The organism is Mycobacterium sp. AT1, assembly GCF_002043095.1.
Taxonomy (GTDB): domain Bacteria; phylum Actinomycetota; class Actinomycetes; order Mycobacteriales; family Mycobacteriaceae; genus Mycobacterium.
In genome coordinates this window covers 12,474-38,054 of sequence record NZ_MVOC01000076.1, presented here as the reverse complement: position 1 = coordinate 38,054, position 25,581 = coordinate 12,474, and the positions used below count along the sequence as shown (strand labels likewise).

General features: G+C 67.7%; 20 protein-coding genes. 9 read left to right on the top strand and 11 right to left on the bottom strand.

The genetic code is table 11. From position 1 onward, the window contains the following. Nucleotides 1–79 precede the first annotated feature (79 nt). Genes B1790_RS30500 through B1790_RS30490 form a run of 3 tightly spaced genes read left to right on the top strand, consistent with a single transcriptional unit; the run spans nt 80 to nt 5,504 of the window. Entirely contained in the window at nt 80–646 is a 567-nt protein-coding gene (locus tag B1790_RS30500) for an LppP/LprE family lipoprotein (protein ID WP_233165387.1), read from the top strand. 44 nt (nt 647–690) lie between these two features. After that, nucleotides 691–4,113, top strand: coding sequence for a TM0106 family RecB-like putative nuclease (locus tag B1790_RS30495; RefSeq protein WP_079927020.1), 3,423 nt, complete (start codon nt 691–693; stop codon nt 4,111–4,113). After that, nucleotides 4,110–5,504 carry an FAD-binding oxidoreductase gene (locus B1790_RS30490; protein WP_079927019.1) on the top strand — a complete coding sequence of 465 codons (1,395 nt, stop codon included), beginning with the start codon at nt 4,110–4,112 and terminating at the stop codon, nt 5,502–5,504. The genes B1790_RS30495 and B1790_RS30490 overlap by 4 nt, the downstream gene beginning before the upstream one ends. Here B1790_RS30490 and B1790_RS30485 read toward each other — a convergent pair. Both B1790_RS30485 and B1790_RS30480 read right to left on the bottom strand, forming a co-directional pair. After that, the gene (locus B1790_RS30485; RefSeq protein ID WP_079927018.1) at nt 5,471–7,441 is read right to left on the bottom strand and encodes an MFS transporter; all 1,971 of its coding nucleotides are present in this window, start codon (nt 7,439–7,441) and stop codon (nt 5,471–5,473) included. The two genes, B1790_RS30490 and B1790_RS30485, sit on opposite strands and share 34 nt — an antisense overlap. Nucleotides 7,442–7,573: 132 nt before the next feature. Then, the gene (locus B1790_RS30480; RefSeq protein ID WP_079927017.1) at nt 7,574–8,866 is read right to left on the bottom strand and encodes a multidrug effflux MFS transporter; all 1,293 of its coding nucleotides are present in this window, start codon (nt 8,864–8,866) and stop codon (nt 7,574–7,576) included. A gap of 153 nt (nt 8,867–9,019) precedes the next feature. Between B1790_RS30480 and B1790_RS30475 the strand changes: the two genes are divergently transcribed. The 3 genes from B1790_RS30475 to B1790_RS30465 all read left to right on the top strand — a co-directional run bounded on the left by B1790_RS30475 (nt 9,020) and on the right by B1790_RS30465 (nt 14,632). Continuing rightward, on the top strand, nt 9,020–9,763 hold the full coding sequence (locus B1790_RS30475) for a hypothetical protein (protein WP_079927016.1): 744 nt from the start codon (nt 9,020–9,022) through the stop codon (nt 9,761–9,763). 170 nt (nt 9,764–9,933) lie between these two features. Next, entirely contained in the window at nt 9,934–13,665 is a 3,732-nt protein-coding gene (locus B1790_RS30470) for a multifunctional oxoglutarate decarboxylase/oxoglutarate dehydrogenase thiamine pyrophosphate-binding subunit/dihydrolipoyllysine-residue succinyltransferase subunit (RefSeq protein ID WP_079927015.1), read from the top strand. Nucleotides 13,666–13,801: 136 nt separating this feature from the next. Continuing rightward, a complete protein-coding gene (locus B1790_RS30465; RefSeq protein ID WP_079927077.1) occupies nt 13,802–14,632 on the top strand; it encodes an SDR family oxidoreductase in 831 nt (276 codons plus the stop codon). A 5-nt stretch (nt 14,633–14,637) separates the two neighbouring features. Here the strand turns inward: B1790_RS30465 and B1790_RS30460 are convergent, their stop codons facing one another. Next, the gene (locus B1790_RS30460; protein ID WP_079927014.1) at nt 14,638–15,474 is read right to left on the bottom strand and encodes a glycine betaine ABC transporter substrate-binding protein; all 837 of its coding nucleotides are present in this window, start codon (nt 15,472–15,474) and stop codon (nt 14,638–14,640) included. Between the two features lie 8 nt (nt 15,475–15,482). Then, the gene (locus tag B1790_RS30455; RefSeq protein WP_079927013.1) at nt 15,483–16,652 is read right to left on the bottom strand and encodes an NADP-dependent malic enzyme; all 1,170 of its coding nucleotides are present in this window, start codon (nt 16,650–16,652) and stop codon (nt 15,483–15,485) included. A gap of 174 nt (nt 16,653–16,826) precedes the next feature. Here B1790_RS30455 and corA point away from each other — a divergent pair, with 174 nt between their 5' ends. Further along, on the top strand, nt 16,827–17,900 hold the full coding sequence (corA, locus tag B1790_RS30450) for a magnesium/cobalt transporter CorA (RefSeq protein WP_142271586.1): 1,074 nt from the start codon (nt 16,827–16,829) through the stop codon (nt 17,898–17,900). A gap of 132 nt (nt 17,901–18,032) precedes the next feature. Here corA and B1790_RS30445 read toward each other — a convergent pair whose 3' ends face one another. The 6 genes from B1790_RS30445 to B1790_RS30420 form a co-directional block, all read right to left on the bottom strand. Further along, entirely contained in the window at nt 18,033–18,626 is a 594-nt protein-coding gene (locus B1790_RS30445) for a suppressor of fused domain protein (RefSeq protein WP_079927011.1), read from the bottom strand. Further along, nucleotides 18,623–19,795: an ABC transporter ATP-binding protein gene (locus B1790_RS30440; RefSeq protein ID WP_079927010.1), complete on the bottom strand. Its 1,173-nt coding sequence runs from the start codon at nt 19,793–19,795 to the stop codon at nt 18,623–18,625. The genes B1790_RS30445 and B1790_RS30440 overlap by 4 nt, the downstream gene beginning before the upstream one ends. A 3-nt stretch (nt 19,796–19,798) precedes the next feature. Further along, nucleotides 19,799–20,623: a carbohydrate ABC transporter permease gene (locus B1790_RS30435; RefSeq protein WP_198952164.1), complete on the bottom strand. Its 825-nt coding sequence runs from the start codon at nt 20,621–20,623 to the stop codon at nt 19,799–19,801. Nucleotides 20,624–20,631: 8 nt separating this feature from the next. Then, on the bottom strand, nt 20,632–21,525 hold the full coding sequence (locus B1790_RS30430; protein ID WP_079927008.1) for a carbohydrate ABC transporter permease: 894 nt from the start codon (nt 21,523–21,525) through the stop codon (nt 20,632–20,634). Then, nucleotides 21,522–22,919 (bottom strand): ABC transporter substrate-binding protein, encoded by a 1,398-nt coding sequence (locus tag B1790_RS30425; RefSeq protein WP_079927007.1) that lies wholly within the window; start codon nt 22,917–22,919, stop codon nt 21,522–21,524. The genes B1790_RS30430 and B1790_RS30425 overlap by 4 nt, the downstream gene beginning before the upstream one ends. 188 nt (nt 22,920–23,107) lie before the next feature. Then, complete coding sequence (locus B1790_RS30420) at nt 23,108–23,620, bottom strand: general stress protein (RefSeq protein WP_079927006.1); 513 nt, start codon at nt 23,618–23,620, stop codon at nt 23,108–23,110. Nucleotides 23,621–23,791: 171 nt separating this feature from the next. Here B1790_RS30420 and B1790_RS30415 point away from each other — a divergent pair, with 171 nt between their 5' ends. Together B1790_RS30415 and B1790_RS30410 are read left to right on the top strand one after the other, a co-directional pair. After that, entirely contained in the window at nt 23,792–24,037 is a 246-nt protein-coding gene (locus B1790_RS30415) for a DUF4190 domain-containing protein (protein WP_079927005.1), read from the top strand. Next, nucleotides 24,034–24,615 carry a DUF4190 domain-containing protein gene (locus B1790_RS30410; RefSeq protein ID WP_079927004.1) on the top strand — a complete coding sequence of 194 codons (582 nt, stop codon included), beginning with the start codon at nt 24,034–24,036 and terminating at the stop codon, nt 24,613–24,615. Before B1790_RS30415 ends, B1790_RS30410 begins: the two co-directional genes overlap by 4 nt. On the opposite strand, the gene B1790_RS30405 is transcribed toward B1790_RS30410, so the two are convergent. Next, on the bottom strand, nt 24,609–25,568 hold the full coding sequence (locus tag B1790_RS30405; RefSeq protein WP_079927003.1) for a CoA ester lyase: 960 nt from the start codon (nt 25,566–25,568) through the stop codon (nt 24,609–24,611). The genes B1790_RS30410 and B1790_RS30405 overlap by 7 nt on opposite strands. Nucleotides 25,569–25,581 lie beyond the last annotated feature (13 nt).

Sequence of the window (25,581 nt, the reverse complement as noted above, 5' to 3'; positions counted from 1 at the left end):
TGGCAGTCTACGGGTAAATGCCGCTCCCTCCCTCATGTCGTCGCGGCTTCGACACTCCGAGCCGGTACGGTGGCGCAGCGTGAAGGGACCAGTGAGGGTGCATCGGTGGTTCGCGGTCCTTGCCGCGGTGGCGACACTGGCCGGCTGCGGGGCGAGCGATTCGACCGTCTCCAAGACCCCGGAGGCCACCGTCGCCCCGGCTCAGACGGCCCCTCCCGCTCCCGCCCCTACGGTCGCCTCCGGTCCTTCTCCGGCGCCGGGGCCCGCCGATCCCTGTGCGGTCGACCTCGCCGCGCCGGAGATCGCCAAGGCCGTGTCCGAACTGCCAAGGGACCCTCGGAGTGGACAACCGTGGAGCCCCGAGCCGTTGGCGGGCAACTACAACGAATGCGCGCCGCTGTCGGCGATCGTCATCAAGGCGAACACCAACGCCGCCAACCCGAACACCCGCGCCGTGTTGTTCCACCTCGGCAAGGTCATCCCCACCGGCGTTCCGGACACCTACGGCTTCAACGGCATCGACGACACCGCCACGACGGGCGACACCATCGCGTTGATGTATCTCAACGAGACCAGCAAGCTCAAGAGCGTGGTGCGGTTCCGATGGAACGGCAACGGCGTCGAATTGATCGGCAACACGGGCTAGTTCGTCACGGGGCGACGTCGGACCGCTCACCTACAGTCGAGTTCGTGTTCGTCCTAGCCGATGGAGACGACCGCGTCGTCTACAGCGCATCCGATCTCGCCGCCGCCGCGCGCTGCGAGTACGCCTTGCTGCGCGCCTTCGACGCGAAGCTAGGACGCAGCCCGAAGATCGTCGTCACCGACGAGCTGCTCGAGCGCACGTCGTCCCTCGGCGACGACCACGAACGCCGTCAGCTCGACGACCTTCGCGCCGAGTTCGGCGACGTCACCGTCATCGGCCGCCCGTCCTACACCTCCTCGGGGCTGCGCTCCGCGGCCGAGCAGACGATGCGCGCCGTCGAGAGCCGCGCGCCGGTCGTCTACCAGGCGGCGATGTTCGACGGCCGCTTCGTGGGTTTCGCCGACTTCCTGGTGCTAGATGGCGACCGGTACCTGCTGCGCGACACCAAGCTCGCCCGCTCGGTGAAGGTCGAGGCCCTGCTGCAGCTCGCGGCGTACGCCGACACCCTCGCGCGCCGAGGCGTCCCGGTGGCCGACGAGGTCGAGCTGGTGCTCGGCGACGGCGCCGTGTCGCCCTACCGGGTCGACGAACTGCTTCCCGTCTACCTCCCGCGGCGCGCGGCCCTTCAGCGGCTGCTCGACGAGCACCTCGCGCGCGACAGGCCGGTCAGTTGGAACGACGACGACGTCCGCGCCTGCTTCCGGTGTCCGGAGTGCAGCGTCGAGGTCCGCGCCCGCGACGACCTGCTGCTGGTCGCCGGCATGCGGGTGAGTCAACGCTCCCGCCTGATCGACGCGGGCGTCACCACCGTGCACGACCTCGCCGAGCTGGACGCAGCGGTGCCCGAGCTGTCCGCCCGCACGGTGAAGGCGCTCACCGCACAGGCGCGGCTGCAGGTCGCCGATCGGGTGGACGGCAAGCCGCCCTACGAGGTGGTCGACGCCCAGCCCCTCATGGTGCTTCCCGACGCCAACAAGGGCGACCTGTTCTTCGACTTCGAGGGCGACCCGCTGTGGACGCTCAACGGCAGGGACTGGGGTCTGGAGTACCTGTGGGGCGTGCTGACGGCGCAGGAGGAGTTCACCCCGTATTGGGCCCACGACCGCCCCAGCGAGTGCCAAGCCCTCGTCGACTTCCTCGCCATGGTCCGCAAGCGACTCAAGAAGTACCCGGGCATGCACGTCTACCACTACGCCGCGTACGAGAAGAGCACCCTGCTGCGGCTGGCCGGCCGGTACGGGGTCGGCGAGAACGACGTCGACGAACTACTGCGCAACGGCGTGCTCGTCGACCTGTATCCGTTGGTGCGCAAGAGCATTCGCGTCGGCACCGAGAGCTACTCCATCAAGTACCTCGAGCCGCTCTACATGGGCAACGAACTGCGCGACGGCGAGGTCACCACCGCGACGGACTCGATCACCCAGTACGCCCGCTACTGCTCGCTGCGTGACGAGGGCAAGCTCGACGACGCGCAGATCGTGCTCAAGGACATCGAGGACTACAACCGCTACGACTGCCGGTCGACGCGCCGACTCCGCGACTGGTTGGTCGCCCGCGCCATCGAATCCGAGGTCCCCCCGCGCGGGCCGCAACGCGTACGTGGCGCGGCGGCCGACGAAGCCGTCGAGGTCGCCGACGCCCTCGAGCGCCGACTGACGACGTTCGCCGGCGACGGGTCCGAGGCGCGCACCCCAGAGCAGACCGCCGTCGCGATGGTGGCGGCGGCCAGGGGCTATCACAAGCGGGAGGACAAGCCGTTCTGGTGGGCGCACTTCGACCGCGTCAACAATCCGGTCGACGAGTGGTCCGACAACGGCGACGTGTTCGTCGCGGACCGCCACGAGATCGTCGCCGACTGGCACCAGCCGCCGCGAGCCCGCAAGCCGCAACGGCACATCCGACTCTTCGGTGAGATCGCCACCGGAGAACTGGGCAGAAGCATGTACGCCCTCTACGAGCCGCCCGCTCCCGCGGGGTTCGCCGACGACCCCGACCGCCGCGGATTCGCCAGCGTCGAGGTCATCGGGTGCGACGACCCGGAGGCGCCGACGGAGGCGCTCATCGTGGAGAAGCAGCCCAAGGACGGCGAGATCTTCGCCCAGGTGCCGTTCGCGCTCACCCCGGGGCCACCGATCAACACCAGGCCGCTGCAGGAATCCATCGAGGCAACCGCGGCCCTCGTCGGGGCGGGCTTGCCGAACCTGCCCGCCGACGCGGTCACCGACATCCTGCTTCGCCGGCCACCGCGCACCGTGACCGGTGGTGCACTCCCCCGCCGCGGTGACGTCGCCGCCGACGTCACCGCGGCCCTGCTGGACCTCGACTCGTCCTACCTGGCCGTGCACGGGCCGCCGGGCACCGGCAAGACGTTCACCTCCGCCAAGGTGATCAGCAGGCTGGTCACCGAGCACAACTGGCGCATCGGCGTGGTGGCGCAGTCACACGCCGTGGTGGAGAACCTGCTCGGATGCGTCGTCGACGCGGGGGTGGATCCGGACCGGGTCGGCAAGAAGAAGAGCCCGAACGCGCCGTGGCGCGACGTCGCAGAGAAGGACTACGCGGCGTTCATCGACGACCCCGTCGGAGGCGTAATCGGCGGCACGGCTTGGGATTTCGCCAACGCCGGCCGGGTGCCGCGTGGCTCGCTCGACCTGCTGGTGGTCGAGGAGGCAGGCCAATACAGCTTGGCCAACACCATCGCGGTGGCCAGCGCGGCCAGAAACCTGCTGCTGCTCGGTGACCCGCAGCAACTGCCGCAGGTCAGCCAAGGCACCCACCCCGAGCCCGTCGACCACTCGGCGTTGGGCTGGTTGGTCGACGGCCACCACACGCTGCCCCCTGAGCGCGGCTACTTCCTCGAATTCTCCTACCGCATGCATCCCGACGTATGCGGACCGGTCTCCCGACTGTCCTACGACGGGCGCCTGCGCGCGAAGGACGACGTCAGCGGGGCGCGGCGACTCGACGGCGTGACCCCCGGCGTCCGGCTTCTCGAGGTCGACCACGACGGCAACTCGACCGACAGCCCCGAGGAGGCCGACGCGATCGTCGCCGAGATCCAGGGTCTGCTCGGCACCCCGTGGACCGACGGCGACGGGACCGTCCCCCTCGACCAGGGGCACGTGCTGGTCGTCACCCCGTACAACGCCCAGGTGGTCACCCTGCGGCGCAGGCTCGACGCCGCGAACCTGACCGAGGTCCAGGTCGGCACGGTCGACAAGTTCCAGGGTCGGCAGGCGCCGGTGGTGTTCGTGTCGATGACCGCGTCGTCGGCCGACGACGTGCCGCGTGGAATCTCGTTCCTGCTCAACCGCAATCGGCTCAACGTGGCCGTGAGCCGGGCCAAGTACGCGGCGGTCGTCGTGCGGTCCCGGCTGTTGACGGACTACCTGCCGTCCACTCCCGACGGTCTGATCGAACTCGGGGCGTTCCTGTCCTTGACCTCCTGTGATACACCGACGGGGTGAGTGACAGCCTGACCGACCAGCTCGCGGCGATCGTCGGCGCCAAGTACGTCAGCACCGATCCGGACGTGCTGGCCGGCCGCTGCGTCGACTACACCGGGCGCTATCGCGGCAGGGCGGCCGCCCTCGTCAGGCCCGGTTCCGACGACGAGGTCGCCGCGGTGCTGCTGGCGTGTCGGGACGCGGGCGCGTACGTCACCGTGCAGGGCGGCCGGACGTCCCTGGTCGCGGGCACAGTGCCCGAGCACGACGACGTGCTGCTGTCCACCGAAAGGCTCTCGGCCGTCGGCGAGGTCGACGTCGTCGAACGCCGCGTCCGCGCGGGCGCAGGCGCCACCCTCGGTGCCGTCCAACGCGCCGCGACCGAGGCGGGCCTGGTGTTCGGCGTCGACCTCGCCGCCCGCGACTCGGCGACGGTCGGCGGCATGGCGTCGACGAACGCGGGCGGTCTGCGCACCGTGCGCTACGGCAACATGGGTGAACAGGTGCTCGGACTCGAGGTGGCGCTCGTCGACGGGTCGGTGGTGCGCCGCCACAGCGAGGTGCGCAGCGACAACACCGGGTACGACCTGGCGTCGCTCTTCATCGGCGCCGAGGGCACCCTCGGGGTGATCACCAGCCTCGATCTGCGGCTGTATCCCACCCCCGCACAACGGGTTACGGCCATCGCCGGATTCGACGACCTGGACGCACTGGTCGCCGTCGGCCGCGAGTTCCGCGACGTCGACGGGATCGCCGCACTGGAGCTGGTCGACGCCAGGGCCAGCGCGTTGACCGCCGAGCACGCCGGTGTGGGTCCCGCGGTCGACGGGGCGTGGCAGCTGCTGATCGAGCTCGCGGGCGACGTCGACCTCACCGAGCGGTTGGCCGACCTCCTCTCCGACGCCGAGCTGGCCGGTGAGCCCGCCGTCGGAGTCGACGCCGCGACGCAGTTCCGCCTCTGGCAGGTCCGCGAGGCCGTCGCCGACGTGCTGGGCGTCTACGGTCCCCCACTGAAGTTCGACGTCTCGCTACCCCTCTCGATGATCAGTGAGTTCGCCACGGCGGCAACGGCATTGGTCTCAGAGCACGCCCCGGAAGCGATCCCGGTGCTGTTCGGTCACGTCGGCGAGGGCAACCTGCACCTGAACCTGGTGCGCTGCGTTCTCGACGCCGACCGCGAGCGGGACCTGTACTCGGCGATGATGACGCTGATCGCCGACAGCCGGGGCAACGTCAGCAGCGAACACGGAGTCGGCACCAAGAAGCGGGACTACCTGACGATGTCGCGAACCGACGCGGACGTGGCCGCGATGCGCGCGCTCAAGACGGCCTTCGACCCGGACGGTCGCCTGAATCCCGCGGTGCTCTTCGGTGCGAGTCAGTCGCGGAACCGCATCGAGTGCTTGCCGTAGGTTCCCGCGTCGTCGTCCGGCGGCACCTCCCGACGGGAGTGTCTGCCGGCTGACCGAACCTGCACGGCCGCTTCACTGGGTACGTGAAACCCGTTGTGGGCGAGACCAATCGGGTCCGGCCCGGGATCAGCGCCGACGGATCCGTCGAGCTGGTCGTCGAGCAGGTTGCGCCACGGGGCATGTCCGTTGCGGGCGGGAATGGGCTGCGGGGTTCGGTACGGCTCGTCGACGGTGATCAGTTCGGGCACGGTGTCGGGGTCGGGGTCTTGGACGGGGTGGACGGCAAGCGGCGAGGTGACGCTCTCGTCGGCACGCCACTGCTCGGCGCGGTGCGGATCGTCCCACTCCTCGTACTCTTCGTCGTCTGCCGAAAAGTCGTCTGCAGGGGACCAGTCGACCGTGTACTCGAAGTAGTCGTCGTCGTCGGGAAAGTAGTCGGGTTCGACCGGGAGGGCGGGGGTGACCGGTCGGTCCTCAAGGGCCGAGCCGTCCCCGAAGCCCCGGAGGAACAGCGCCGCGATGACGCCGAACAGCGCGACGAACGCGGGCAGCAGCAGCGACCGCGACAGCGCCTCGGCGAACGGCTCGTGCAGGAAGCTCGGCAACTCGGTCACGGCGGTCTCCCCGACCGCCGGATCGGACTGCGCGGGCATCGCCGCGCTGATCTGCGACGTCATCAGCGCGGCGATGCCCGCACTGCCCAGCACGCTGCCCACCTGCCGAGTGGTGTTGTAGACACCGGAACCGGCGCCCGCCAGCCGGGGCGGCAGGTTGCGGGTCGCGGTGGCCGCCAGCGGGGACCAGATGAACGCCATCCCGACGCCCATGAGGACCAGCGGCAACACCAGACGCCAGATCGGTGTCGTCGGCGTCATCTCGAACGACAGCCAGGTCAGCGCGATGGCCACGGCGGAGAAGCCGAAACCGATGAGGGGGCGCGGATGGGACCGGTCGACGAGTTTGCCGACGAAGGGCGCCAGCACACCCGACATGACCGCCATCGGCGCCGTGAGCAACGCCGACCGGGTTGGTGAGAGCCCACAGACGGCCTGGGCGTAGAACATGACCGGCACGATCATCGCCGTGACCGCGAAGCCGATGACGGCGATGCCGAGGTTGGACAGGCTGAAGTCGTTGTCCCGGAAGATCCTCAGCGGTATCAGCGGCTCTCCGGTCTGGACCGCCTGCCAGTAGACGAACGCCCCCATCGCGACGATGCCAGCCACCAGCGTGCCCCAGATCCACGGCGCCCAATCGTGCGACTGGCCCTCCTGCAGCGCGAACACGATGAGGAACAGGCCTACGCCGGAGAACAGGACGCCGATCACGTCGTACCCGTGCTTCTCAGTCGGCAGGACCGGGACGAAGATCAGCGCGAGGACCAGACCGACGACACCGATCGGCACGTTCACGATGAAGATCCACTGCCAGCCGAGGCCGTCGACCAGCACGCCTCCGGCCAGCGGCCCCACCAGCGTCGCCACGCCCGCGGTGGCGCCCCACACGCTGAGCGCGACACCCCGACGCTCCGGCGGGAAGACCCTGGTGATCGTCGAGAGTGTCTGCGGTGTCAGCAGCGCCGCACCGACGCCCTGCACGACGCGCGCGGCGACCAGCACCTCGATGCTGCCTGCCAACCCACACCACAGCGACGCGGCGGTGAACACCGCCAACCCGGCCAGATAGAGGTTGCGCGGCCCGAACCGGTCGCCGAGCCGGCCCGCGAGCAGAAGCGGCACCGCGTAGGCAAGCAGGTAGGCGCTGGTCACCCAGATCACCGCGTCGTAGTCGGCGTGCAGCGCATCCATGATCGACGGATTGGCAACGGAGACGATGGTGGCGTCGAGCAGGATCATGAAGAACCCGACGAGCAGCGCCCACAGCGCGTTCCACGGGTTGTCGGTGCGGGGCCGAAGCAACTGCAGCGCCGCCGTCATCGCCGTCCCTCGATCGCCGTGACGGCGTGGGGCGTCAGCGTGAATGTCAGTGTCTGCGGCATCTACTCGACCAAGCGTTGCGAAGCTGGAGAGCCGACGCTACGGATCAGCAGGACCGGCGACAAGTCGGGGTCACGCCGCGTCGGGCACGGCGCCCGCGGGCAGCGCGTCGCCCTGGATAGGGGCCGTCGACCCCACGGCGAGCAGCGCCAGCAGCGCGATGACCGAGCCGACCGTCATGACCGCGGCAAGGGCGAGTTCGTCGTTGCCGAGCACGCCGACCAACGGCGCGACGGCCGCACCGAGGCCGAACTGACCGGCGCCCAACAGCGCCGCCGCGGTGCCTGCCGCATCGGGATGCCGCGAAAGGGCCACCGCAGGTGCGTTGGGGATGACGAAGCCCATCGCGGCCAGGATCGCCCACACGGGCAGCACGAAGGCGTAGATTCCGCCGACGCCCGTTGCGGCCAGCGCGACGAACACCACCCCCGCGACCACCGAGGCCGCAAGGGCCCAGACGGTGATGGTCTGCGGCGTGAAGCGGCGCAACAGCACGACGTTGAACTGCGTCGCTCCGATCAACGCGACGGCGCCTGCACCGAACACCAACGCGAACGCCTGCTGGTCGAGGCCGTGGCGGCCCTGCAGCACGAACGACGCGCCGGCGATGTAGGCGAACAGGCCCGACATCCCGAGCGCCGCCACCAGCACCAGGATGACGAAACGCCGGTCTCGCAGCAGTTCGCCGTAGGTGCCGAGGATTCCGCGGATGCGCAGCGGTCTGCGATGTGACACCTGCAACGTCTCGGGGAGCGCGAGGGCGGCGAGCAGCAGCAGCAAACCGGCGAGCACCACGAGCACCGCAAAGACCCAGTGCCAGGAGAAGCGCAGCAGAACGGCCGCGCCAAGCGACGGCGCGATCACCGGGGCGACGCCGAGCACCAGCATCAGCCGCGACATCACGGTTGCCGCCGTGGAGTCGGTGAAGAGGTCGCCGACGATGGCGAGTGCGACCACCATGGTCGCCGCCGCTCCGACGCCCTGCAGACTCCGCGCAATGCCGAGGACGACGATGTTCGGCGCGACGAGGCACAGCAGCGACGCCAGCATGTGAAGCACGATTCCGGCCATCAGCGGACGGCGGCGGCCCAACGAATCGGACAGCGGACCGATGATCAGCTGGCCGATGGCCAGACCGGCCAGGGTGCCGGTCAGCGTCAGCTGTACCACCGACGACGACACCGCATAGTCGTCGGCGATCTGCGGCAACGCCGGCAGGTACATGTCGATCGTCAGGGGGCCGAGGGCGACCAGAAGACCGAGCACGACGATCATCCGGGCGTTGCTCGGCACCTTCGTCCCACCAGCCACCCCAGCCTGGTTGGGTGCAGCGTTCTCGAGGTCCACGTATCCAGATGCTGCCATGAAACTGTTTAGCAAGGGTTACGAGCGTTTTCTTCCCTGAGCGAACGGTGACCGCCGTCACCGCCGGGCACTTCGGCGCCCCGCAGTACGTTGGAGTGGCAGAACGACGGACTAGCCTTGACGAGCCAGTCCGCAAACGGGGAGGCCCAAACCATGAGCGCTCGCTCCGGTGCCAAGAGTCAGGTGCCCGCCAAGCTCGACGACGATCCAAGCGTCGCGGCGCGGGCACTGTCCCAGATCATCGAACGCGGCGCCCGAGTCCAGGCCCCGGCCGTGAAGGCCTACGTCGACCGGCTGCGCGAGCACAATCCCGGTGCCTCCCCCGCCGAGATCATCGGCAAGCTGGAGAACCACTATCTCGCTGCGGTGATGGCGAGCGGCGCGGCCGTCGGCTCGGCGGCGGCGTTCCCAGGGATCGGCACGCTGGTGGCCATGTCCGCGGTCGCCGGTGAGACCGTGGTGTTCCTCGAGGCGACGGCGGTGTTCGTGCTCGCCGTCGCGGAGGTCCACGGCATTCCTGCCGCCCATCGCGAGCGTCGGCGCGCGCTGGTGCTCGCGGTGCTGGTCGGCGAGGACGGCAAGCGCGCCGTTGCCGACCTCATCGGAACGGGTCGCACCGGCGGTGGCTGGCTGGCCGACGGGGCAGCGTCGTTGCCGTTGCCCGCGGTCTCGCAGCTCAACGGCCGGTTGCTCAAGTTCTTCGTCAAGAAGTACGCGTTGAAGCGTGGCGCGATCGCGTTCGGCAAGCTGCTACCGGTCGGCATCGGCGCCGTGGTCGGCGGCGTCGGAAACCGTGCCATGGGAAAGAAGATCGTCTCCAATGCGCGGAGCGCGTTCGGCAATCCACCGCCGCGGTGGCCTGCGACGCTGCACGTTCTGCGCGGTTTGGAACAGTAAGGCGCGCGTCCCACTGGGACGTGCGCACGCCGCCATCGACGTCGGCTCCAGGTAACTAAGGGCGTTGGCCGTTACTGGTCGCTGCTGAAGCGCTAGCCTTTATGCGGCGAGAGAGCGAGCGGCAGACGGCGCGCCCGCGGAGTTAGAAGGAATCGAGGCGAGTAGCTGCCGTGAGCAGTTCACCTTCACCATTTGGACAGAACGAATGGCTTGTCGAGGAGATGTATCGCAAGTTTCGCGAGGATCCCTCGTCGGTCGATTCGAGTTGGCACGAGTTTCTGGTCGACTACTCCCCGGAGCCGTCGACCGAGGCGAGCGCGCCGCCGTCGACCGCTAACGGCAAGGCCGAGGCGCCGTTGAAGGCAGAGCCCGCCGCCGCGAAGGCCGCGCCTGCGAAGGCCGAAACCACGCCAGAGTCGAAGCCCAAGGCCGAGACCAAGACCGAGCCGAAGCCGAAGGCCGAACCCGTGAAGACCGAGTCCAAGACAGACTCCAAGACCGAGCCCGCAAAATCCTCCGACGAGGACGAAGTGTCGATTCTCCGCGGCGCGTCCGCTGCCGTCGTGAAGAACATGAACGCCTCGTTGGGCGTGCCGACCGCCACCAGCGTGCGGGCCATCCCGGCGAAGGTGATGATCGACAACCGAGTCGTCATCAACAACCACCTCAAGCGCACCCGCGGCGGCAAGATCAGCTTCACCCATCTGCTGGGTTACGCGATCGTCCAAGCCCTCAAGAGCTTCCCGAACATGAACCGGCACTTCGCCGAGGTGGACGGCAAGCCGAACGTGGTCACGCCCGCGCACACCAATCTGGGCCTCGCCATCGATCTGCAGACCAAGAACGGTCGCCAGCTCGTCGTCGCCGCCATCAAGCGTTGCGAGACAATGCGTTTCGGGCAGTTCATCGCCGCCTACGAGGACATCGTGCGCCGGGCGCGCGACGGCAAGCTCACCGCGGAGGACTTCTCGGGCGTCACCATCTCGTTGACCAACCCCGGCACCATCGGCACCGTGCACTCCGTGCCGCGGCTGATGAGCGGGCAGGGCACGATCGTCGGCGCCGGCGCGATGGAGTACCCGGCCGAGTTCCAGGGCGCCAGCGAGGAGCGGATCGCCGAGATGGGTCTCGGCAAGCTGATCACCCTCACCTCGACCTACGACCACCGCATCATTCAGGGCGCCGAGTCAGGCGACTTCCTGCGCACCATCCACAACCTGCTGCTCTCCGACGACTTCTACGACGAGATCTTCCGCGAGTTGGGCATCCCGTACGAGCCCGTCCGGTGGCGCACCGACAACCCGGACTCGATCTTCGACAAGAACGCGCGGATCATCGAACTGATTGCGGCATACCGCAATCGCGGCCATCTGATGGCCGACATCGACCCCCTGCGACTCGACAAGACGCGCTTCCGCAGCCATCCCGATCTCGACGTCCTCACCCATGGGCTGACGCTGTGGGACCTGGACCGGGTGTTCAAGGTCGACGGCTTCGCCGGCAAGGAATACAAGAAGCTGCGTGACGTCCTGTCGGTGCTGCGTGACGCGTACTGCCGCCACGTCGGCGTGGAGTACACCCACATCCTGGAACCCGAGCAGCAGAAGTGGATTCAGGAACGCGTCGAGGTCAAGCACGACAAGTTCACCGTCGCCGAGCAGAAGTACATCCTGAGCAAGCTCAACGCCGCCGAGGCGTTCGAGACGTTCCTGCAGACGAAGTACGTTGGGCAGAAGCGCTTCTCACTGGAGGGCGCCGAGACCGTCATCCCGATGATGGACGCCGTTCTCGACCAGGCGGCCGAACACAACCTCGACGAGGTCGTCATCGGCATGCCGCACCGTGGCCGGCTCAACGTGCTGGCCAACATCGTCGGCAAGCCTGCGTCGCAGATCTTCTCGGAGTTCGAGGGCAACCTGAACCCCAGCCAGGCGCACGGCTCGGGCGACGTGAAGTACCACCTCGGCGCGACAGGCAACTACCTGCAGATGTTCGGCGACAACGACATCGACGTCTCGCTGGTGGCCAACCCGTCGCACCTCGAGGCCGTCGACCCGGTGCTCGAGGGACTGGTCCGGGCCAAGCAGGACCTGGTTGACGCCGAGAAGGGAACCGAGAGCTTCTCGGTCGTACCGCTGATGCTGCACGGCGACGCGGCCTTCGCCGGGCAGGGCGTCGTCGCCGAGACGCTGAACCTCGCGCTGCTGCGTGGGTACCGCACCGGCGGCACCATCCACATCATCGTGAACAACCAGATCGGCTTCACCACCTCGCCGTTGGACTCCCGTTCCTCGGAGTACTGCACCGACGTCGCAAAGATGGTGGGAGCGCCGATCTTCCACGTCAACGGCGACGACCCCGAGGCCGCGTCCTGGGTGGCGCGGCTCGCGGTGGACTTCCGGCAGAAGTTCAACAAGGACGTCATCATCGACATGCTGTGCTACCGCCGCCGCGGGCACAACGAGGGTGACGACCCGTCGATGACGCAGCCGGGCATGTACGACGTCATCGACACCAAGCGTGGCGTCCGCAAGACCTACACCGAAGCGCTCATCGGCCGCGGCGACATCTCCATCAAGGAGGCCGAGGACGCGCTGCGGGACTACCAGGGTCAACTCGAGCGCGTCTTCAACGAGGTCCGCGACCTCGAGAAGCACGACATCGAGCCCAGCGAGTCGGTCGAAGCCGACCAGCAGCTGCCCGCGAAACTCAGTACCGCCGTTGACAAGTCGCTGCTCGCCAGGATCGGCGACGCGCATCTGGCGGTGCCGGAGGGCTTCACGGTGCACCCGCGCGTCAAGCCCGTTCTGGACAAGCGCCGCGAGATGGCATACGAGGGCAAGATCGACTGGGCCTTCGGCGAGCTGCTGGCGCTGGGATCCCTGCTGTCGGAGGGCAAGCTGATCCGGCTCACCGGTCAGGACACCCGTCGCGGCACGTTCACCCAGCGGCACGCGGTGATCATCGACCGCAAGACCGGTGCCGAGTTCACCCCCATCGACCTGCTGACGCTCGACGAGGAGGGCGCGCCAACCGGCGGCCGGTTCATGGTCTACGACTCGGCACTGTCGGAGTACGCCGCCGTGGGCTTCGAGTACGGCTACTCCGTCGGCAACCCCGACGCAATGGTGTTGTGGGAGGCGCAGTTCGGCGACTTCGTCAACGGCGCCCAGTCCATCATCGACGAGTTCATCAGCTCCGGTGAGGCCAAGTGGGGCCAGCTGTCCGACGTCGTACTGCTGCTGCCGCACGGCCACGAAGGCCAGGGCCCTGACCACACGTCGGGTCGCATCGAGCGATTCCTGCAGGTGTGCGCCGAGGGGTCGATGACCGTCGCGATGCCGTCGACGCCTGCCAACTACTTCCACCTGTTGCGCAGGCATGCCCTTGACGGAATTCACCGGCCGCTGATCGTCTTCACCCCGAAGTCGATGCTGCGCAAGAAGGAAGCCGTCAGCGACATCCGCGACTTCACCGAGCAGAAGTTCCGCTCGGTGATGGAGGAGCCGACGTACACCGACGGTGACGGTGACCGTTCGAAGGTGAAGCGGATCCTGCTGACCAGCGGCAAGATCTACTACGACCTGGCCGCCCGCAAGGCGAAGGACGGCCGCGAGGACATCGGCATCGTCCGCATCGAGCAGCTCTACCCACTGGCCAAGCGACGGCTGCGGGCCACGCTCGACGAGTACCCGAACGCCGAGCAGTTCTTCTGGGTGCAGGAAGAGCCGGCCAATCAGGGTGCGTGGCCGACGTTCGGCCTCGCACTCCCCGAGCAGCTGCCCGACAAGTTGACCGGCATCAAGCGCATTTCGCGGCGCGCGATGTCAGCTCCGTCGTCGGGCTCGTCGAAGGTGCACGCCGTCGAGCAGCAGGAGATCATCGACGAGGCGTTCGGCTGACCCGACTTTCATCTGACCGATGTAGGCGGGACCAGCGGTACCGGTTAGGCTTCACGCCGAAAGTACGCATGTTGGCACCCGCTCTCGGGCGATGTGTGCAACAAGCGTGCGCTCGCCGTCGAGAGAAGGAGTGTTCATGCAGGGCTTCGCCGGTAAGGTCGCCGTCGTCACGGGAGCCGGGTCGGGTATCGGCCAGGCGCTGGCCCTCGAGCTGGGCCGCTCGGGGGCAAAGCTCGCGATCAGCGACGTCGACCTCGAGGGCCTGGCCGTCACCGAGGCCCGCCTGAAGGCCATTGGGGCACCCGTCAAGGCCGACCGCCTCGACGTCACCGAGCGGGAGGCGTTCGAGCTGTACGCCGACGCCGTGAAGGCGCACTTCGGCAAGGTCAACCAGATCTACAACAACGCAGGCATCGCGTACACCGGCGACGTCGAGGTCAGCTCCTACAAGGACATCGAGCGCGTGATGGACGTCGACTTCTGGGGCGTCGTCAACGGCACCAAGGCGTTCCTGCCGCACCTCATCGAGTCGGGCGACGGGCACGTCGTCAACGTCTCCAGCCTGTTCGGCATCTTCTCGGTGCCCGGCCAGGCCGCCTACAACGCGGCCAAGTTCGCGGTGCGCGGGTTCACCGAGGCGCTGCGCCAGGAGATGGTCGCCGGCAAGCGCCCGGTCAAGGTGACGACGGTGCATCCCGGCGGCATCAAGACCGCTATCGCACGCAACGCGGCGGCGGCCGAGGGCATCGACGCCGAGAAGCTTGCGAACACCTTCGACAAGAAGCTGGCCAAGACCACCCCGGAGCGGGCCGCGGTGATCATCCTCGACGCCGTCCGCAAGAACAAGGCGCGCGTGCTCGTCGGGGCCGACGCCAAGGTGCTCGACGTCATCGTGCGCGTCACCGGATCGGGCTACCAGCGGCTGTTTTCCTCGGTCATCGCCAGGGCGATGCCGGGAGTCCGCTGACGGGCTTAGTGGCCGAGCGGATGCGCGGCGAGCCAGTCGTCGGCGACCGCGCCGGGATCGGCGCCCGCGGCCACCTTGCCAAGCATGTCGGCCAATGATCCGGTGTCCAACTCGCCCGCAATCTCGTTGAGCGCCAACACCTGTCGCTCATTCAACTCGTTGCGCCGGTAGAGCGGGACGACGTTCTCCGCCCGGATCGCCGAGGTCTTGTCACTGAGGACGACGGCGTCGTCGGGAGTCTCGGGCACGGCGGTCGACGTCCACGCGGCGGCGACCCGGCCCGACCGAAGGGCGCCCACCAGAGCCGCGGCGGTGGGGAACTCGGTGGCCGCGGGCAGCCGGCACGTGGCAACGGCCGAAGGCGATCGGTCGCCGACGACCTTGCCGACCGTCAGGCCGTTGCAGTGGCTGATCACCGCCGCGACGTCACGTCTCCCCCACTTCGTGGCCGTCGCCTCGGTGACGGCCATGGCGGGTTTGTCCTCGGCGGATTGCGCGTAGTCGCCCGCACCGACGCCCTCCGGCAGCGCCGAGATCATCGAGCGGTACACCTGTTCGGGAGCGCGAGCCGTCGCGTCGGGATCGAAGCGGACCAGCAGTCGCCCGGTGAATCCCGGCACCACCTCGACGTCGCCGGAGTCCAGCCCGGCCAGCGGATCCTGACTCGGCTCGACGTGCGCCGCGTTGCCGTACGACCGCAGCGCGGCCGCGTACAGGTGGGCCAGCAGGGTGGTGGCGGGGTCGGGTCCCGCGCCGACGGCGAGGGATGTCGCCGGCGGTGATCCGCCGCATCCGGCCACCACCAGAACGACGAGCAGCGCCGCCAACCGTCGCAGGACCATCGAGCCGTTCAGAGCGTCGACGCTGCCGCCACCGCAGCGGCAACCGCCGGAGCCACCCGCGGATCCAGCGCGCTCGGCACGATGTGGTCGACGGCCAGATCGTCGCCGACGACGGAGAAGATCGCCTCCGCGGCGGCCACCTTCATTGCCTCGGTGATTCGGCGGGCGCCGGCGTCGAGCGCCCCGCGGAAGACACCGGGGAACGCCAGCACGTTGTTGATCTGATTGGGGAAGTCGCTGCGGCCGGTGGCCACCACGGCGGCGTACTTGCGCGCCGCGTCCGGGTGAATCTCGGGATCGGGGTTCGACAGCGCGAACACGATGCCGTTCGGCGCCATCGTCGCGACGATCTCCTCGGGAACCAAACCCGCCGACAGACCGAGGAACACGTCCGCGCCGTCCATCGCCTCGGCGGTGCCGCCGGTGCGCCCGGCCGGATTCGACTTCGCGGCCAGCTCTGACTTGAACGGGTTGAGGTCCTCGCGGCCGGTGTGCAGAATGCCCTTGCTGTCCAGCACCGTGACGTCGCGAATGCCGGCAGCCAACAGGATGTTGGCGCAGGCGACGCCGGCGGCTCCTGCCCCGGATATCACGACCCGAAGCGTGTGCATGTCGCGATCGAGGGCCTTGGTGGCTCCCATCAGGGCGGCGAGCACGACGATCGCCGTCCCGTGTTGGTCGTCGTGCATGACCGGGCAGTCGAGCGCCTCGACGAGACGGCGCTCGATGTCGAAGCAGCGTGGCGCCGAGATGTCCTCTAGGTTCACCGCGCCGAACGTCGGGCGTAGCCGGATGACTGTCTCGACGATCTCGTCGGGATCGTTGGTGGCGAGCACGATCGGAATCGAGTCAAGGCCGCCGAAGGTCTTGAACAGCGCGCTCTTGCCCTCCATCACCGGCAGTGACGCCGCGGGGCCGATGTCGCCGAGGCCGAGGACGGCGCTGCCGTCGCTGATCACCGCGACGAGCCGGTTGGCCCAGGTGTACTTCGCCGCCAGCGTGTGATCGGCGGCGATTGCGCGGCTCACCTGCGCGACACCAGGCGTGTAGGCGATCGACAGCGCACGCTGGGTGTCCAGCGGCGTCTTCAACGCGACCGAGAGCTTGCCCCCCTCGTGCGCGTCGAAGATGGCGGCGTCATCGATGACGACTTGGGGCGTGCGGACCGCTTCAGTCATCGCGTCAGGCTACTTCACCGTGGGATCTCACTTGGGCGGGTTGCCAGGTTGTGAGGCCAGCGCACACAGGCTTTGGGCGTACCATCTGCAACGGTCAATTCGGGGCTCAACGTAGCTGCTCCGCCCGTTCAGGGGAGGACGTTCGTGCCGTCATTTCGCGCCTTGCAGCCGTCGATGCTGCGTCCGACGAACCGCAGGCTGCCCGAGCCAGACGCAAGTTCCATCCACGTGCCGGTTTCCCGGGCGATGGTCGACTGCGGCGTCTACGCCGACGGCAAGCGCCTGCCAGGCAAGTACACCCACGCCGCGGCGCTGGCCAAGGTCAGGGAACTCCAGCTCGCCGACGTAAGGGCCTTTGTCTGGATCGGTCTGCACGAGCCCGACGAGCGCCAGATGCAGGCCGTCGCCGACGTGTTCGGGTTGCACGAACTCGCCGTCGAAGACGCCGTGCACGCCCATCAGCGACCCAAGCTGGAGCGTTACGACAACACGCTGTTCCTGGTGCTCAAGACCATCATGTACGTCGAGCACGAGTCGGTGGCCAAGGCCCGCGAGATCGTCGAGACCGGCGAGATCATGATCTTCGTCGGGCCGGACTTCGTCGTGACGGTCCGGCACGGCGACCACGGCGGCCTCGCCAAGGTGCGCAAGCGGATGGACTCCAACCCGACGAACTGCGCGCTGGGACCGTATGCCGTGCTTCATGCGATCGCCGACCACGTCGTCGACCACTACCTCGAGGTCACCGACCTCGTCGAGTTCGACATCGACGCGATGGAGGAGAACGTCTTCTCCCCCACCAGCGAGACCGACATCGAGCACATCTACCTGCTCAAGCGGGAGGTCGTCGAGATGCGCAGGGCGGTGGGCCCGCTCAACCTCGCACTGCAGCGCCTCGGCTCCGACCACAACGACCTCATCTCCAAGGAGGTTCGGCGCTACATCCGCGACGTGGTCGACCACAACACCCAGGCGTCCGACCGGATCGCCAGCTACGACGAGGTGCTCAGCTCGCTGGTGCAGGCCGCCGTCGGCAAGGTGTCGATGCAGCAGAACATGGACATGCGCAAGATCTCGGCGTGGGTGGCGATCGCGGCCGTCCCGACGGCGCTGGCCGGCATCTACGGGATGAACTTCGAACACATGCCGGAGTTGGCGTGGACCTACGGCTACCCCATGGTGCTGCTGGTGATGGCGACGGTGTGTTCGGGGTTGTACTTCACGTTCCGCCGCAACCACTGGCTGTAGCCTCCTCCCCGCTATAGTCCCCTCCCCGCCGAACGTGGACTTTTGCCACGTTCCCGGCCGGGTAGGCGTGGCAAAAGTCCACGTTCGGCGCTCAGGTTGAGGGGTCGTCAGCTCGGCGAGCTGGCCCGCCGCTCAGGCCGGTCGGGCGGCCCGCCGCCGGGGATCCCGAACGTCGACCCCGTCGGTCCGCCACGCCTCCCGCATCGCCTCGGCACCCTTGAGTCGCACCCAGGCCGCCTCGGTCGGGGTGATCGGCGTCGCCGACAGGATGTTCACCGGCTCGTACGGCGCGGGCAGCGCGACGGCGGCGACGTCGCTGGGCCCCAACAACACCGCGGTGAACGGTGCGCCCTCCCACAGTGGCGTCTCCAGGTCGACGAGGGCGTCGGGTACCAGCACCAGACCCTCGACGGCGGGTGACGCCGCCACGATCGCGATCGAGCGGGCCAGCCCCATCGGCGTCGAACCACGCAGTGCGACCACGACTTCCGCGCGCGGACCGCTCGACGAGTCGACGACCATTGCCATCGGGTCGAGCATCGCGTGCCGCGAACAGCCAAGCGACACATGATGAAGCATGCCGTCGGCGTCCGGTCCGAAGCGCAGCACGTCGATCGACTCCGCACCGAGGAAGGTGATGCTGGCGACGGCCGGCTCCGGGCCGGCGCCGAGTCGGTCGTAATGCTCGCCAAGTCGCGTGCGAACCTCGGCCAGGACGTCGGTCACTCGGCGGGCGGGATGGACAGGTTCGCGCCGGTGTCCGCGTCGAACAACGTCAGCTTGGAGGTGTCGAAGGCCAGCTCGGCCTGCTGTCCGGCGACCGCCTTCGACTCGGCGGGAACCCTTGCCACGTAATGGTTCTCACCGATCCCGGACTCCGTGGTCAGCTCTTCGAGCTGAGCTGCCCGAGCGCCATCGCCCTCGGTGTGGAAGTGGACGTACTTGTCGGATCCGAGCGACTCGACCAGGTCGACCGTCACCTCGAAGGTCAGCGCCTTGATCCGCGCGTAGGAGTCGATCAGCGCGGCGTCCTCGAGATGTTCGGGCCGGACGCCGACGATCACGTTCCGCGGCTTGGGGTGGCGCGCCAACATGTCGTGCACGTCGGACACGAGGGTGACTTCGCCGAACGGCAGCCGCACTCCGACGTCGGTCAGCGTCGCTGGAAAGAAGTTCATCGACGGCGACCCGATGAAGCCGGCGACGAACAGGTTGGCCGGGCGGTGGTAGAGCTCGTCGGGGGTGCCGATCTGCTGGGCTACCCCCGCGAGCATCACGACGACGCGGTCGCCGAGGGTCATGGCCTCGGTTTGGTCGTGGGTCACGTACACGGTGGTGGTGCCAAGCCGGTTCTGCAGGCGGGCGATCTCGGACCTCATCTGCACCCGCAGCTTGGCGTCGAGGTTGGACAACGGCTCGTCCATCAGGAATGCCTTGGGGCTGCGGATGATTGCGCGGCCCATCGCGACCCGCTGACGCTGGCCACCGGAGAGTTGACCGGGCTTGCGGTCCAACAGTTCGGTCAGGTCCAAGATCTTGGCCGTCTCGTCGACCTTGGTGGCGATGTCGGCCTTGCTCATCTTCGCCAGCGTGAGCGGAAAGGCGATGTTCTGGCGCACCGTCATGTGGGGGTAGAGCGCATAGGACTGAAACACCATGGCGATGTCGCGGTCCTTGGCGGCCTTCTCGTTGACGCGGTCGCCGCCGATGCGCAGCTCGCCGGAGGTGATGTCCTCCAGGCCGGCAATCATGTTCAGCGTCGTGGACTTGCCGCAGCCCGACGGGCCGACCAGGATGACGAACTCGCCGTCGGCGATGGTGATGGACAGGTCCTTCACCGCCGCCGCGCCTCCGGCGTAACTCTTCGCCACGCGGTCCAACACGATCTCGGCCATGACCTACCCCTTCACCGCACCGGACGTCAGACCGGCGACGATCCGTCGTTGGAAGATTAGAACGAAGATGACGATCGGCACGGTGATGACCATCGCGCCCGCGGCGATGGATCCGGTCGGCTCTTCGAATTGTGAACTGCCCGTGAAGTTCGCGATCGCGACGGGTGCCGTGATGGCCCGTTGGGTCGCCGTCAGCGACAGCGCCAGCAGCAGGTCGTTCCACGCGAAGATGAACACCAGGATGGCTGCGGTCACGATGCCGGGGGCGGCGAGTGGCGCGATCACCTTGCGGAACGCCTGCCAGGGCGTCGCCCCGTCCATCTTCGCCGCCTTCTCCAGATCCCACGGGATCTCCTTGAAGAACGCCGACATCGTGTAGATCGCCAGCGGCAGCGCGAAGGTGATGTACGGAATGACGAGCCCGGGCCAGGTGTCGAACAGCCCAATCTTGCGCTCGATGTTGAAAAGCGGTGTGACCAAGGAGATCTGCGGGAACATCGCGATCAGCAGCGCGACACCCACCAGCACCCGCTTGCCGGGAAAGACCAACCTGGCGATCGCGTAGGCTGCCATGCCCCCGACGACGACGGCGATCACGGTGGTGATCAGCCCGATGCCGATGGAGTTGACCAGCGCCGAGCTGAACATGTTGCCGCCGAAGATCGCCTTGTAGTTGTCGAACGTCACCTGGGTCGGAATCAGGTTGCCGTCCTTGACCGTTGAGCTCGGTTTGAGCGACAACGACAGAATCCACAGCACCGGGAACAGTGCGTAGAGCACGACGACGACGTTGACGACCGTCCACCCGGTGGCGCGGCCTGGGCTCACCCGTTCGTTCATCGGGACTCCTGGTCCGCACCTGGGGCCGACGCACCGAACAGCTTGATGTAGACGAACGCGATCACCGCGACGGTCAGGAAGATCAAGACGCTGATCGCCGAACCGAGTCCGAGGTTGAAGGCCTTGAACAGGTTGTCGTAGCCCAGAATCGACACCGATCCGGTGTCGTTGGCGCCACCGGTCAGCACGTAGATGTTGTCGAAGATGCGGAACGCGTCCAGTGTGCGGAACAGCAGCGCCACCAGGATCGCCGGCTTGATGAGGGGCAGGATGATCTTCGTCAGCCGCTTCCACGCTCCGGCGCCGTCGATCTGGGCGGCGTTGAGCAGATCCTGGGGCACCAGCGCCAGGCCGGCGAGCAACAGCAGCGCCATGAACGGCGTCGTCTTCCACACCTCGGCAAGCACCACGATCGCCAGCGACGGGATCTGCTCCGTCAGTGGCGCAACGCCTTCTGGCAACAGGTTGGCGAGATAGCCCGTGCCGGGTGTCCACGCGTAGTACCAGCTGTAGGACGCCGCCACGGTGACGATGCCGTACGGGATCAGGATGGCGGTGCGCACGACGCCCTTGCCGAAGATCGTCCGGTGCATGACCAACGCCAACGCCATGCCAAGCACGAACTCGATGGCCACCGAGACGACGGTGATCGCCAGCGTGACGAAGAAGGCCGTCCACCAGTACCGGTCGCCGAGGATGGTCACGTAGTTGTCGAACCAGACGAACGTGGTGTCGTTCGGTGCGGCCAGGTTGTAGCGCTGCAGGCTGAGCCACACGGCGTAGACGATCGGGTACGCCGTCACCGCCAGCATCAGCACGACGGCGGGGCTGATCAACCAGAAGGCGAGCCGGCGCTCGTCCTTTCTGTCGTCGGTGGTGGGCGCGGTCATGGGATCAGGCCCTTGCCGTCGACGGCCTTTTGCACCTGTTCGGCGAGCTCGTCCGCGGTGCGCTCCGGGTCGATGTCGGTGATCGGGGCCAGCGTCGCCGAGATCCTGGTCGACACCGACTGGTAGACCGGCGTCGCCGGCCGCACGGCGGCGTTGGTGAGCTGCTCGCGGATGATCGCGTACTGCGGATACTTCTTCTGGAACTCCGGGTCGTCGTACAGCGACGTACGAACGGCGGGCAGGCCACCCTCGACGGAGGTGTAGCGCTGGTTCTCGACGCTGCGCAGGCAGCGGATGGCCTCGAACGCCTCGGCCCGATGTTGGGTGTTCTTGCCCACCGCGAGGTTGAGCCCACCGAGTGTCACCCTGGCCGGCTGGCCGGGCACCACCCCGGGGTAGTTCGCGAAGCCGAACACTTCCTTGCTGGCGTCGTACGCCGCGTCGAACTGCTCGTCGCTGGGCTTGAACGTCCCAAGGTCGTCGATGCTGCCCTTGAGGTCGTCGCGCTCGTTCAGCGGCAGGTAGGGCACGCCACCCTTGACGGCGTTCTCCAGCATCGACGGAAGGACGAACGGCCAGTTGACCTCCAGCGCGGCGTTGCCCTGTTCGAGAGCCAACCTCGCGGTGGCCTCGTCGGTCTGGGTGATCGACGGATCGGCGCCGGGGGCGGTGGCGACGGCCTTGATGATTTCAAGGGCCTTCACCGTGGCCGCCCGGTGTTCGGGGGTGTCGGTCAGCGTGACGGTCTTGCCGTCGTCGGAGAGCACCTGCCCTCCCGCACTGGTCAGCAAGGTGTTGAACCAGACGACCAGGCCCTCGTACTGCTTGGCCTGCAACGCGATCCAGCTCGGCTTGCCCTCGTCGTGCAAGCGGGTTGCCTCGCTGACCATGTCGTCCCAGGTCTGCGGTGGGCTTTGCATCAAATCGGCTCGGTACCAAAGCAATTGGGTGTTGGTGGTGATCGGCGATGCAAAGAGCCGGTCGTGCCACGTGGCCGTTTCGAGTGGGCCGGGAAGCGTGTTCGCCCGGGCGTCGGCCTCGGCTTGGCCTGCCGGATCGTCGGAGAGCGGCAGAGCCCAACCCGCCTCGGCGAATTCGGCGGTCCACACCACGTCGAGTGCCATCACGTCGAGCGACTTGTCGTTGCCGGTGAGCCGGCGAGCCAGTTGCAGGCGTTGATCGTCGGCGCCCTTGGGCAGGCTGATCTGCTTGATCGTGAAGCGACCGCCGAGTTCTTCGTTGCACCGCTTGGCAACCGCGGTGAAGGTGGCCATCTCGTTGGCCGGTGTGTAGTAGTTGACGACGATCCCGTCGTCGTGAACACCGCAGGCCGACGCGAGTGACGCCGTCGTCAGCCCAGCCAACGCCGCAGCGCATAGCCGCCTAACGCGCACCAGCGTCTCCCGTCCGCATCCCCGATCTCACCGCCGGGGCGGGTTCGGGCGGGAACGTCCCGCGCGCAAACCGTAGAGCGAGTTACGCGCGATGTGCAACACATCCGCACCAATGGGTCGAAATCGTGATGCGGCAGCAACCTTCGCGCGTTCCAATCTGCACGCGAGCGTCGGGCGAAAGGCCGGGCTTAAATGGTCAAGCGCGCCAACAAGTCCCGGCCCTGCTCGGCGCTCTGCGGATCACACAGCACGTCGTAGCGTCCGGCAACCAATTGCATCGTCGAGCTGAAATCTCTTGTGCCCCGCGCCATCGCGTACTGAAGGCCCGAGGTGATCAAGCCGAAGAACACACCTGCGAGCAGCCCGGCGATGAGCGAACTCCACACGTTCGGGCCGAAGAAGCCGAGCACCAGTCCGATGAACAGGCCCAGCCACGCGCCCGTCAGCGCACCTCCGCCGAGCACCTTCGGCCACGTGAGCCTGCCGGTGACGCGCTCGACCTGCATTAGGTCGACGCCGACGATCGTCACCTGTTGCACGGGGAACTCTTGGTCCGACAGGTGGTCGACGGCGCGCTGCGCCTCGGCGTAGGTCGGGTAGGAGGCGATGGGCCAGCCCTTCGGTGGGGTCGGAAGCGAAGCGAATCCCCCACGGCCCTGATTCTGTCCAGCCCGCCCCGGATTGTGAATTGGGTTCGTCATCGTCGGTGTCCCTGTCCTGTCGTGTTCAGTCGCGTTCGCGTGGAGCTGCTCCATACATTCTCAACGTTCGAGGGCCGAGATACGTGCCGTCCGGCCGACGAACCCTGGCTAATTCCCTGTCCGGTAGGTTCACGTCCCGACCCGACCCTCGGGAACGCTAGGTTGGAGACCATGACATCGCCCAGCAGGACGGCGAGACGTACGAACCGTACGGCCGTCGTGTCATTGGCGTCGTCGGTGGTGACGTTGTTGGGGATCGGTTCGATCATCGGCATCGCCCTGGGGGTCTACGCCCTCAACCAGATCGCGGTGACCGGCGAGGGCGGTCGCGGCCTGGCGACGGCGGGGATCCTCGTCGGCGCCGTCACCCTGCTGTTGAGCATGACCGCAATCGTGATGGGACTGAGCACGCTATGAGCACTGGATCCGACGAACCGGCCCGTGGCCGGGAGTACCCGCCGCTGGAGAACTCGGCCCCGCAGGGCGATCCGTATGCGCCGGTGGACTATCCGACGGACTCCGTCAACCCGCCGCCGAATTACGGCCCTCCCACCGACTTCCAGCAGCCCGACTTTCAACAGCCCGGCTACCCGCCGCCGCCGGGCTACCCGCAGCCGGGCTACCAGCAGGCGGGCTACCCGCCGCCCGGAATGCCGCCGCCCGGGTACCCACCGCAGTATCAAGGCGGATACGGCGGATACGGCGCGCCGTATGACCCCTACGCGCCGGCCCGGCCGGTCGGCACCAACGGCAAGGCCATCGCGGCCCTGGTGACGTCCCTGTCCGGACTCTTCTTCTGCGGGGTGCCGTCGATCGTCGGGCTCATCCTCGGGATCATCGCGATGCGCGAGACCAAGCGCACCGGGCAGGAGGGCCACGGCATGGCCCTTGCGGGCGTCATCGTTGGCGCACTGTCCGTCGTCGGCTGGTTGGTCTACGTCGTCGTCATCTTCATGGTGATCGCCGCGTCCTCGACCTCGACCTACGGCTACTGAGCCGGCGGTTCGAACGGGGCCGTCGTCCGCGTCATGCCCGCGGCGCGGCCCTTGCCCGCGACCACCAACGCCATCTTGCGGCTCGCCTCGTCGATCATCTCGTCTCCAAGCATCACCGCCCCCCTGGCTCCGCCGACCCGCGACGTGTGCCACTCGTAGGCCTCGAGGATCAGCTCGGCATGGTCGTAGTCGGCCTGGCGGGGACTGAAGATCTCGTTGCCCGCCGCGATCTGGTCCGGGTGCAGCACCCATTTGCCGTCGTAGCCGAGTGCTGCGGCCCGGCCCGCCACTCGCCGGAACGCGTCCACGTCGCGCACCTTCAGGAACGGACCGTCGATCGCGTTGATCCCCCGTGCGCGGGCCGCGACGAGGATCCGCATGAACACGTGGTGATACGCGTCGCCGACGTCGTACCCCTCGGGTTGCTCACCGACGACCAGGGTGCGCATGTTGAGACTCGCCATCATGTCCGCGGGTCCGAGCACCAGGGCCTGTACCCGCGGCCCCGCCGCGATCGCGTCGGCGTTGGTCAGTCCCTCGGCGTTCTCGATCTGCGCCTCGACGCCGATCCGCCCCACCGGCAGTCCGTGGGTGACCTCGAGTTGGGTCAACAACAGATCGAGCGCCTGCACGTGGGAGACGTCGGTCACCTTCGGCAGGATCACGACGTCGACGTCACGGCCCGCCGTCGCGACGACCTCGATGACGTCGGCGTGCGTCCACGGCGTCGTCCAGTCGTTGACGCGCACGCCGCGTAGCTGCCCGGCCCAACCGCCTTCTGCCAAGCTGGCGGCAACTTGAGTACGGGCGTGCGCCTTGGCATCTGAGGCCACCGAGTCCTCGAGATCGAGGAACACCTGATCTGCGGGCAGTTGCTTGGCCTTCTGGATCATCTTCGCGCTGCTGCCGGGGACCGAAAGGCACGTTCTGCGGGGGCGATAGAGGTTCTCCACGAGTTCAGTCTCT